Origin of the sequence: Paenibacillus sp. A3 (genome assembly GCF_001399685.1) — a bacterium.
Lineage (GTDB): Bacteria > Bacillota > Bacilli > Paenibacillales > NBRC-103111 > Paenibacillus_G.
In genome coordinates this window covers 1-9,075 of the sequence record NZ_JTHN01000271.1, presented here as the reverse complement: position 1 = coordinate 9,075, position 9,075 = coordinate 1, and the positions used below count along the sequence as shown (strand labels likewise).

Genomic DNA, 9,075 nt, shown 5'->3' with positions numbered 1-9,075 from the left:
AGCGTCGCCACGCGACGTACACCGTCCCGGATCATTTGCTCCACCGCATCGGGGACAAAAGGCGGCGTATGCTTGCAGCCGACGTAGACTCTAACTTCGTCCAATAGCAGCGCTCCGATCCTTCGCTCCAGCGCTTCCGCTTGCCTTAGCGTGACGGAGGCGAGCGGATCGCAGGTGCCAAGCTGCCGGTAGCGCCAGATCGCATCCTGCAGCCGCTCTTCGCCCGGAGGCTGTCCGTGGATAATATGCGTATAGAACGGCTCGATCTCGTCGACGGACCGGACCAGCCCGTACACCGGCAGCAGTATCCCGATCATGCTCCGGCCTCCTTTTTCACGCCGGAAGCCGGCTCCAGTACGTCCGCAATTTCTTCGATCGAATCAACGACGGCCGGATTGGCGTTCACCAGCTGCTTGGCCGCCATAACCCGGACCCGGCCTTCTTTCACCGCCTTCAGTGCGCTCCAGCCCGGATTTCCGGTCAGCTCCCGGAACGCCTGCTCCTTCTTCCCTTCCCAGTCGGAGAGCAGGATGCAATCCGGGTCCGCCTGAATAATCTGCTCAATCGTCGCTTTCGTCGTGCGGGGCAGCCCCATCGCTTCGACAGCGGGCACGCCGCCTGCCAGCCGCACCAGATCGCTGGATATATTGTCCGGTCCCATCATATACGGTCCCGTATTCGGACCAACCGGCGAAAGCACGAGCACCGTCGGTTTGGAGACCGCTTTACGTCCCTCGACTTTATTCCGGGCGGCCTCCAGCTTGCTCTTCATCCGGTCCGTCACGGCCTTGGCCTTCTCCTCTTCGCCGAGAGCCTGCCCGATCAGGTTCAGTTGGTCCATGATTTGCCGAACGGTGCCCCACTCCTTAAAGGTCATCACGGGAATGCCCGCCTGCTTCAAAATCGGATCGGCGTCCTTTTCCCCGTCATGAATCGTCGTCATCAGCACCAGATCAGGCTTGTAGGACAGCACCTGCTCCGGGTCGAGCTTCGTCGCGCCCGTTATTTTGGTGCCGATCAGCTTGCCTTGCGCGGCATGAACGGACAACTGCTCGTTGTCCAAGCTGCGGGGCGCAACGACGAAACGGGAAGGATCAGCCAGTTCCAGCGCCATCTCGGCCGTATCCAGCGATAGCGCGGCGATACGCTCGGGCTTGGCCGGAACGACCACCTCGTGCTTACCGCCTGTCACAATCGTTCTCGGATAGGCTCCTGCCGGAGCCTTCCCCTCCTGTCCGCCGACCGGTCCGGCAGGCGCCGCTTGGGAACCGCACGCCGTCGCGAGCAGCAGCAGCGCGATCGTTCCTCCGAGCCGCCAAGGCTTGAAACCCGATCTTTTATTTTTCATATGATACCGATGCAGCATGACTCTCACCTTTTCCATTTTTTCTATGTAGTTAATAAGCCGCCTGCATCCGGACTTCGTCCAAGGCGGTCACCGCAGGCTTGCCGGTCCGTTCGTCGCGGCGGATCGAGGCTTCCACCCCGTAAGCCTGCCGGAGCCGTTCGGATGTCATGACGCACTCCGGCGCCCCGGAAGCCAGTACATGTCCGTGCCGAAGCAGGATCAGCTCGTCGCAAAACCGCGCCGCCAAATTCAAATCGTGCAAAGCGGCAACGACGAGCAGCCCGGCATTCGTTCTTTCCTGCAGCAGCTTCATGACACGCAGCTGATGCCGGATATCCAGCGCCGAAATCGGTTCGTCGAGCAGCAAAATCCGCGGCTGCTGGGCAAGCGCCTTGGCGATGAACACCATCTGCCGCTGCCCGCCGGATAGCTCCGTCACCCTGCGGTCCGCAAGCGAGGTAATCCCGGTTGTCCGCATCGCCTCCCGCACTGCTTCGCGGTCTGCCGCAGAGGCGGAAGCAAACCGCCCCCGGTGGGCATAACGCCCCAGCATCACGATCTCTTCCGCCGTAAAATCAAGCTCCGCGCTCAAATCCTGCGGCACATACGCGATATGGCGGGCGACTGCCTTAGGCTTCATCCGGTGCAAGCAGGCCCCGTCCAATAGCACTTCTCCGGCAGCCGGCCGGCGCAAGCCGCCCATGGCGCGAAGCAGCGTCGATTTGCCGCTGCCGTTCGGACCGATCAAGCCGATGAAGCGTCCGGGCCTCATCTCCAAATTGACGTCATGCAGGATCGTCTTCGATTCGGCCCGCTGCCACAGCTGCCGTACTGCAATAACCGTACTCATGCCACCGCCCCTTTTCCGGATTTCAATACCATGCCCAAAAACAACGGCGCCCCGATGAAAGCGCAGACGACGCCAACCTGCAGCGTCACCGGCTGGAGAACCATCCGGGATATCAGATCCGCAACAACTAAAAATACGGCTCCTCCAAGCGCACTGGCCGGCAGCAGCACCCGGTGATCCGGTCCGGTCCATAAACGGATCATATGCGGAACGACCAAACCGACGAATCCGATGATCCCGCTCACCGCAACGGCCGAGCCGGTCATGAGCGAAGCGAGGCCCAGAATCAGGTAGCGCACCGCGCGCACTTTCATACCGCTGCTCTGGGCATGCTCGTCGCCAAGCAGCAGCAAGTTCAAATCCCGGGCGAAAGCGCAGAGCAAGACGCAAGAGACTAGAATCGGCACGGCAATCAGCTGCACGTGTCCCCAAGTCCGGGCTTCCAGCCCGCCTTGAAGCCAGAAAATAATGCTGCGCAGCTCCTGCTCGTTCCGCGAGCTGGCGACCAGGATGTTGATAACGGCGGACAACAAAGCGTTCAGGCCGATCCCGAGCAGCAGAAGCGTCGTTACCGTAGAACGGCTGCTCCACCGCCAAACCGCCAGGATGACGCAGACGGCAAGCAGCGCTCCGGTAAAAGCGGCAGCCGGGAGCAGCCATACCCCCAAGTGCGTCAGGCCGAAATACAAGGCGCACACGGCCCCGGCAGCGGCTCCGCTGGATACGCCGACATAGCCTGGCTCAACGAGCGGATTGCGAAACAATCCTTGCATCGAAGCGCCCGAGATGCCGAGCGCCGCACCTACAAGCGCGCCGACCAGCACGCGCGGCAGCCGTACCTGCTCCACTACCAGCCGCTCCCGTTCCCCCGCCGTGCTGTCCACCGGAAAGGCCAATTTTTCCAGCAGCAGGGCAAACGTTTGTTTAAACGGAACGGACACGGGCCCGAAGCCGGCGGCCATCACGATACTGGCTAGAAGAAGCACGAAAAGCAGTCCAAAAACAAAAAACGGGGAGGAAAACAAAAGATGCCGACGCTTGAACAACAGGAATCCTCCTTATGATTTCGTCTACGCCCGCTTGCCGAAACGTTCGGCGGCGGGCGGCAAAAGAAACATTTGTCTATGTACAAATATTTTTACCTAGTGCAAAATTTATTCTATAAGGAAATTTTCTTAGAGTCAATAAAATTTGTTATTTCAGGGAAACATTCAAGAGAGCTCGATGGTTCTTCACTTGTTCTCAACAATGGAGGAGGTCTTCCGATACATGTCCGCTGTTCTCGGCTTTGCGTGTCTTTTCGTCGGTCTGGTGATCGTCAATGCCGTCTACTCTTATCAAAGCAAGCACATCGATCCCGCCTTCGGATCGACGTTTCTTTTTCAAATAAAGATGCTCCCTTTGTTTCTTCCTGCGAATCTGCTGATCGGGTACGGCGTCCGCTGGGTACAGCATAGCTTCGGCCAACTGACAACGGCTCTCGTGTCGGCCAAAATCGTCGAGCTTCTGGTATGTCTGCTTATGGGATATATGTTCATGCAGGAGATGCCTACGTGGAAAACGTGGGTCGGACTTCTCATTATCATCGGCGGATTTATCCTGATGAAGTGGAAGTAAGCAGCGCTGAGGCTGGAATACTTTGTGGGGTGAAATCTAGCGATCCTCGTGATAGACTGTAAGGGCCCTTGAGAGACCGGGTGGGACGAGACGTTCGACTTAACCGGTTCTTTCGAGAGGACAACTACATTCAAGGCCGAAGCTTCATTGGAAGCGCGGGGGAACCCATCCTTTGGGGTGAAGCCATATGCTATGGCCGGGTGATTGCTCTTTGACCCGAACCCGTCAGCTAACCTCGCAGGCCGAAAAAGGAGAGGATCTTTTTTGAATCGCATGAAGAAAGCTGCTTTGGTGAGTGTTTTGGCCCTTACTTCGGTGTTCGGAGCTGGTATGGCATCTGCTTCGGCCGCACCATGCGTCGTAACCGATAACGATACGCTGTCGACGATTTCTCAAAAATACGGCATGGATCTGTCCTCGCTGCTGAATTCGAACCCGCAGCTTTCCAACCCGAATGTTATTTGGAAAGGAATGGTCATCAACATTCCGGGATTCAACAACGGATGGCAACAGCCGACGACTCCGGCGAAACCACAGCCGGTTCCTGCTAAGCCGCAACCGACGACGCCAGTGAAACCGCAGCCGGTTCCTGCTAAGCCACAACCGACGACTCCGGTCCAGCAGCAGCCGACGACTCCGGTCCAGCAGCAGCCGACGACTCCGGCAAAACCGGATTCCGGTTCCAAACAAGAGACCAGCCAGTCTGCTTTTGCCAGTCAAGTGGTGAACCTCGTGAACCAAGAGCGCGCGAAAGCCGGCCTGCAGCCGCTTGCTTCCGACAGTGCCTTGACAGCTATGGCCTTGGACAAAGCGAAAGACATGTATAACAACGGTTACTTCGATCACACATCCCCGACGTACGGGTCTCCATTTGATATGATGAGATCTTACGGCATTCGTTATTCGTATGCGGGTGAAAATATCGCAAAAGGCCAGCGTTCTCCACAAGAGGTAATGAATGCGTGGATGAACAGCGACGGCCACCGCAAAAACATTCTTAGCCCGAACTTTACAAAAATCGGCGTTGCTTACTACAACGGCGTATGGGTTCAAGAGTTTATCGCGAACTAACAGCCTATTTTCCTAAAGATTTCGGATCGGTCCCCTTGCCTGGGGATCGATTTTTGCTTTTATTTTCGAAGAACGGGCATTTCTAAAATTTTTTTTAGAAAATTCCGTATGAAACGATACAGACACATTCAATTGTTTACTGGTATCATGAAGCTTGGTAGGCAATGAGTTCGAATCTGTATGTGGGCACTTGGATTCGAAGGAGCTAGTAGTGCAACCGGACCATCTTTCTTAGCCATCGCTAGGAAAGGTGGTTTTTGTTTTTTAATCCTTTTCTAAAACTAGGGGGTATCCTAAATGAAGCAACCGATAGATTGTCAACTTCTCATCGAACAATTAGAGATCCCGCTGGAAAAATTCGAAGCGTGGAAAAAAGAGCAGCTTAAACATATGAACACAGAAACCCATGAAATAATCATGAACGGGAACCGGACGGCCGATTATTCCGAAGCTTCTCTGCGTCCGTCTTCCGAAATTTGATTGCGGCTTGTTCAACCCCCGGAAGGAACCGAAAACAGACTGTTTTTCCCCTTTATAAGCAGCACTTTCCCCACCAGCCAGGGTCGCCGTTTCCCAAAGGACGGGGGCATCCCGGTTCTCCATATCCCCGCATTCGTCGTTCCGGGAGGTTTGTCCCATCTTGAGGCGTCTCCCGGCGAATCAGAATAGCAGCCCGCAGTCACGGCGGATATCCCTTTCGCTTCGTGCATCCAAATGGGACCGCTTAAATAATTGCCCAAGACCGTGTACATACTAACTAAAAAAAAGAAATGCTACCACATGGTAAACGTTTTGGGCAATATATAGCCGGTAATCATCACCTGTTTAAATAAATATTACCGTAGCTTTTTACAATCGAATTTAAAGCTATGGCAGCGTGCCTGAATCCGTTACTTACTCCTAAAGTGTACATTTTTCCAGATTCATCTTTTGGATTTTTCGCTTCGTCGCTCCAAATATGTTCGAGCTTCCGAAAATCTTCAAGCAGCTTATTCAACTCTTCGATCAAAACCCATACCCCCTTATGCTTTAACTCATTGGCACTCTCGTGATTTTGTAAACATTTTGTGTTAAGATTAGGGAAAATTCTCTGCTAGATTACATTGTATTTAGTTCTATCCAGCTCCATCGTTTGTTTTACTTCGCAAATATATTATATGCTTTATCGAATATTAAGTCAAATATTATATTTGTTTTATTAAACATTTAATTTTATATACCAGATAATCATTTAAGGGGTACAACTATGCCTTTTTCCTATAAACCATTATGGAAATTGCTTGTCGATCAAGAATTGACGAAAACCGAATTTCGGGAAAGCTTGGGCTTGTCCACCGCAACTCTTGCAAAATTAGGGAAGGACGAATACGTCTCGCTGGAGATCATCGATAAGATTTGTACACATTTCGGCGTACAGCCGAACGATATCATGGAGCATAAAAAGAATCGATAAAGCCCTTAATGTCACAAAATGCCCCCCGTTTCTGTCTTGTATGATGAGTCAACATATAAGGCATATTTGGAGTGCCGTTCAACGGGAGGTAAGGTGTATGAAAATATTGGTTGCCGGAGCAACCGGTGTCATCGGGCGTTCGCTGCTGCCTATTCTGGTACGGGAAGGCCATGAAGTGATTGGCATGACGCGTAACGAAGCCTCGAAAAGCCTCATTTCGGAAATGGGAGCGTCCCCTCTGGTTGCAGATGCTTTAGACCGGGAGTCCATGATCGCTGCACTTCGGGAGGCGCGTCCGGATGTCGTCATCCATCAGCTCACTTCTTTAAGCAGTTACAACTTGGAGGACAATGCCCGAATCCGGATGATAGGAACCCGAAATCTGGTTGACGCTTCGCAAGCGGTCGGGGTGAGACGCATGATCGCGCAAAGCATATCGTGGACCTACGAACCGGGAAATCATCCTGCCACGGAAGAGGTTCCTCTGGATTTAGAAGCGCCGCAGCCGCGAAAAAGGACCGTTGACGGCGTGCTGGCTCTGGAGGAGGCGGTCGCCGAAATGCTGGAATACGTCATTCTTCGATACGGTCTGCTCTACGGTCCCGGAACTTGGTACGACCGCAGCGGGCTGATGGCCGAGAAGGTGCGGCGCAAAGATCTGAAGGCGACGGAAGGAGTAACTTCCTTTCTGCATGTCGAAGATGCAGCGCGGGCAGCGGTTGCTGCGCTGGAATGGCCGAACGGGCCGGTGAACGTCGTGGACGACGAACCGGCTCCGGGAACGGAGTGGCTGCCCTTCTATGCCGCAGCCATTGGTGCGCCCGAGCCGGATATCCAGGAAGGCAGTAACCGCGGCGAGCGAGGGGCGGCCAATGCCAAGGCGCGAAAAGACTATGGCTGGAAGCCGCTTTATCCGACTTGGCGCGAAGGCTTCCTGGCAAGCTTGCACACGTAGACGAAAAAGGGCCGTCGGGAGGATTCCCGACAGCCCTTACGTCTTTCTATGACAATCTTGCTTACTGACTTTTCGATGTTTGCACTTGCAGCTTGCGGTGATGAAAAATATACGAACCGGCAATTAATCCGAAGCCGATGAAGAAAACTAGCCAGCTGCTGGCCGGATCGCCTACGGCAATGCTGGAATACATTGCCCCCGCCAAATCAATGACAAACCCCGAATAGGCCCATTCCTTTAGTCTGGGAAATCCTGGAACCAGGAGCGCGATAACCCCTAATAATTTCGCCGTACCGATAAACGGAAGGAGATAAGCGGGATACCCCAGATGATCGAATAAAGCCACGGCCTCGGGAACGGACAAAATGTCCGGAATCGAACCGAAAGCCATCAACGCCGCCAGCAGCCCTGTAAAAATCCAGTAAACAGTTACGATCTTTTTCATTCTCATCCCTCTTCCTTCATTAAGGTTCGTATGATCTGATCCGGATTTACTTAAGCTTCGCCAACTGCTCTTCAAGACGGTCAAGCGTCGATTTCGCGCCTTCGATCGCGCCGTACTCTTTGACCACCCGCTCCAGCTCTGCCGCCGACTTAAAGAGCGTTCCCATGGTCAATTCGGTAACGCCGTCCTGCTCTTCAAACGTAACGGTCACGTGAAAATCGTCTTCTCCGTCTCCGCCATGGGCGTAGACGAGCCGTTCCGGGCTTGCCACTTCGAGATAACGGATCTCATTGTCATAATCAGTGCCGTCGGGACCGTGCATGATATAGCGCCATACGCCGCCCGGTCGCACATCGATTTCTTGAACCGTAATCGTAAACCCTTTCGGTCCCCACCATTGCGGCAAATGTACAGGGTCCGTCCATGTCTTGTACACCAGCTCGCGGGATGCTTGAAAGACGCGTTTAACTGTAAGCTCCCGTCCTTCCACGGAAGTCACGGTGTTGCTTGCTGAATTGTTTTCTGTCATGATTTTCATCCTCCACATCGTGTTGTTGTTTGAAGATCCTCGGCAGGACGACTGCAGATCGCCGTCGCTCACTTCCTTCCCTTCCTTTACAGCTCCTGCATGTAATTACGCAAGCAGTCGAGCTTCTCGTCCCAGCTGCAGGGAAAAGACTCCAGCCATGCCTTCAGCTCCAGCAGTGGCTGAGATCTTAGCTTGCAGATTCGCCGGTTGGCGATCGCCTGCACCTCGACAAGCCCTGCGGCGCTTAACGCGCGAAGATGCTTGGAAGCTTGCGGCTGACTGAGCCCAAGCCGACTGGCAATTTCTCCTACGGTTAGAGGGCCTTCCCGCAAGAGTTCAACCATGCGCAGCCGATTCGGCTCGGCAAGAGTTCGAAAGGTCGAATTCATGATCTAAATATACCCTAAAAGGAATATTCCCGTCAAGGAATATTTAAGACGTTTTTTAACTACACCCCCGTCCATCAGGACGAACGACGAAAAAACCGACCCCTTCCAGGGTCGGCGAGAGTGTTGAGAAAACCTAGAAGTAGAAAATCTCAGACAAATAGAGGTGGGGTATATCCCGTAAGAGTTTACGTCCGCCTTTGGAACCCGTGAAAATACCGCTAATTCTAATCAAATTCACGGGTAGATAGGGGGTCCCCGGAAAGTAATCGGAATAAGCTTCCAAGTGCTACTTCACTTTCCGGGGGAGGGCAGCGGCTGGAGGGATATACCCCACCGGCATATGCAGAGAATTTTATACGCGAAGCGGGTTTCTCAACAAGTTCACCGGTGTCCATTGACACAAATGTATCCTCAATGA

General features: G+C 53.7%; 13 protein-coding genes and 2 riboswitches. Of the genes, 5 read left to right on the top strand and 8 right to left on the bottom strand.

Annotated elements, in window-relative coordinates; translation table 11 throughout:
• From QJ48_RS32520 to QJ48_RS32505, 4 genes are all read right to left on the bottom strand, one after another.
• Nucleotides 1-317, bottom strand: a 317-nt coding sequence (locus QJ48_RS32520; protein ID WP_193394528.1) for a ferrochelatase, incomplete at its 3' end; no start/stop codon positions are given.
• On the bottom strand, nt 314-1,366 hold the full coding sequence (locus tag QJ48_RS32515; RefSeq protein WP_054977467.1) for an ABC transporter substrate-binding protein: 1,053 nt from the start codon (nt 1,364-1,366) through the stop codon (nt 314-316). The genes QJ48_RS32520 and QJ48_RS32515, both read right to left, overlap by 4 nt.
• A 31-nt stretch (nt 1,367-1,397) precedes the next feature.
• On the bottom strand, nt 1,398-2,198 hold the full coding sequence (locus tag QJ48_RS32510; protein ID WP_054977466.1) for an ABC transporter ATP-binding protein: 801 nt from the start codon (nt 2,196-2,198) through the stop codon (nt 1,398-1,400).
• A complete protein-coding gene (locus tag QJ48_RS32505; RefSeq protein WP_054977465.1) occupies nt 2,195-3,244 on the bottom strand; it encodes an iron ABC transporter permease in 1,050 nt (349 codons plus the stop codon). The genes QJ48_RS32510 and QJ48_RS32505 overlap by 4 nt, the downstream gene beginning before the upstream one ends.
• Nucleotides 3,245-3,467: 223 nt before the next feature.
• On the opposite strand from QJ48_RS32505, the gene QJ48_RS32500 reads away from it, so the two are divergent.
• From QJ48_RS32500 to QJ48_RS32490, 3 genes are all read left to right on the top strand, one after another.
• Nucleotides 3,468-3,815, top strand: coding sequence for a hypothetical protein (locus QJ48_RS32500; RefSeq protein ID WP_054977464.1), 348 nt, complete (start codon nt 3,468-3,470; stop codon nt 3,813-3,815).
• Between the two features lie 124 nt (nt 3,816-3,939).
• Nucleotides 3,940-4,074, top strand: a riboswitch (cyclic di-AMP (ydaO/yuaA leader).
• A 5-nt stretch (nt 4,075-4,079) separates the two neighbouring features.
• Nucleotides 4,080-4,886: a CAP domain-containing protein gene (locus QJ48_RS32495; RefSeq protein WP_157261829.1), complete on the top strand. Its 807-nt coding sequence runs from the start codon at nt 4,080-4,082 to the stop codon at nt 4,884-4,886.
• A 148-nt stretch (nt 4,887-5,034) separates the two neighbouring features.
• Nucleotides 5,035-5,118, top strand: a riboswitch (cyclic di-GMP riboswitch).
• 65 nt (nt 5,119-5,183) lie between these two features.
• On the top strand, nt 5,184-5,366 hold the full coding sequence (locus QJ48_RS32490; RefSeq protein WP_054977463.1) for a hypothetical protein: 183 nt from the start codon (nt 5,184-5,186) through the stop codon (nt 5,364-5,366).
• 337 nt (nt 5,367-5,703) lie between these two features.
• Here QJ48_RS32490 and QJ48_RS32485 read toward each other — a convergent pair whose 3' ends face one another.
• On the bottom strand, nt 5,704-5,895 hold the full coding sequence (locus QJ48_RS32485) for a hypothetical protein (RefSeq protein ID WP_054977462.1): 192 nt from the start codon (nt 5,893-5,895) through the stop codon (nt 5,704-5,706).
• Nucleotides 5,896-6,132: 237 nt separating this feature from the next.
• On the opposite strand from QJ48_RS32485, the gene QJ48_RS32480 reads away from it, so the two are divergent.
• The gene (locus QJ48_RS32480; protein WP_054977461.1) at nt 6,133-6,339 is read left to right on the top strand and encodes a helix-turn-helix transcriptional regulator; all 207 of its coding nucleotides are present in this window, start codon (nt 6,133-6,135) and stop codon (nt 6,337-6,339) included.
• Nucleotides 6,340-6,436: 97 nt separating this feature from the next.
• On the top strand, nt 6,437-7,294 hold the full coding sequence (locus QJ48_RS32475; protein ID WP_054977460.1) for an NAD(P)-dependent oxidoreductase: 858 nt from the start codon (nt 6,437-6,439) through the stop codon (nt 7,292-7,294).
• A 61-nt stretch (nt 7,295-7,355) separates the two neighbouring features.
• Here QJ48_RS32475 and QJ48_RS32470 read toward each other — a convergent pair whose 3' ends face one another.
• From QJ48_RS32470 to QJ48_RS32460, 3 genes are all read right to left on the bottom strand, one after another.
• Nucleotides 7,356-7,739 carry a DoxX family protein gene (locus QJ48_RS32470; RefSeq protein WP_054977459.1) on the bottom strand — a complete coding sequence of 128 codons (384 nt, stop codon included), beginning with the start codon at nt 7,737-7,739 and terminating at the stop codon, nt 7,356-7,358.
• Nucleotides 7,740-7,785: 46 nt separating this feature from the next.
• The gene (locus QJ48_RS32465) at nt 7,786-8,268 is read right to left on the bottom strand and encodes an SRPBCC family protein (protein ID WP_054977458.1); all 483 of its coding nucleotides are present in this window, start codon (nt 8,266-8,268) and stop codon (nt 7,786-7,788) included.
• Nucleotides 8,269-8,354: 86 nt separating this feature from the next.
• Entirely contained in the window at nt 8,355-8,657 is a 303-nt protein-coding gene (locus QJ48_RS32460) for a helix-turn-helix transcriptional regulator (protein ID WP_054977457.1), read from the bottom strand.
• Between the last annotated feature and the right edge of the window lie 418 nt (nt 8,658-9,075).